Annotated in this window: 2 protein-coding genes; one reads left to right on the forward strand and one right to left on the reverse strand. The window is 60.6% G+C overall.

Features of this window, described 5'->3' with window-relative positions; all coding sequences use genetic code 11:
* The coding region (locus EOA22_RS38430; RefSeq protein WP_206521583.1) for a hypothetical protein at positions 1 to 239 on the reverse strand (239 nt) is incomplete at its 3' end.
* Between EOA22_RS38430 and EOA22_RS36745 the strand changes: the two genes are divergently transcribed.
* The coding region (locus tag EOA22_RS36745) for a dihydrofolate reductase family protein (RefSeq protein ID WP_164756341.1) at positions 226 to 543 on the forward strand (318 nt) is incomplete at its 3' end. The two genes, EOA22_RS38430 and EOA22_RS36745, sit on opposite strands and share 14 nt — an antisense overlap.

Genomic DNA, 543 nt, shown 5'->3' on the forward strand with positions numbered 1-543 from the left:
CGCATGAACGGATCGCAGGCGAAGCCTTTTTGCGTGCGTGTCACCATCACCGCCACCGCCATATCAGGCGATGTCTGGTTCTCGTCGGAAAATCTCCACACCGAGCCTCGCAAGCAACGGTGATTTTCCAAAATTTCGTCCTGTCCTGTCGGACCGGTGGCTCGTCGCCCGTCCTTGGGCTGAAGTCCGCCACGACGGCGTGGACCGAAGAACGGGAGCATTGGAATGAGAAAGATCATCTCTGCGACATTCATCAGCCTCGACGGCGTCATGCAGGCGCCCGGCGGCCCGCAAGAGGATCCGGTCGGCGGCTTCAAGTTCGGCGGCTGGACCTTCCATTACTTCGACGAGGCGGGGGGCGCGGCGATGGATGAACTGTTCTCCAAGCCTTTCGCCCTGCTTCTCGGCCGCAGGACCTACGATATCTTCGCCGCCTACTGGCCATATCAGAAAGATCCGATCGCGGATGCCTTCAACCCTGCGGCCAAATATGTCGCGACGCATCGGCCCGACACCCTCACCTGGCAGAACACGCAATCGCTC

Origin of the sequence: Mesorhizobium sp. M7A.F.Ca.US.014.04.1.1, from assembly GCF_003998745.1 — a bacterium.
Taxonomy (GTDB): domain Bacteria; phylum Pseudomonadota; class Alphaproteobacteria; order Rhizobiales; family Rhizobiaceae; genus Mesorhizobium; species Mesorhizobium ciceri.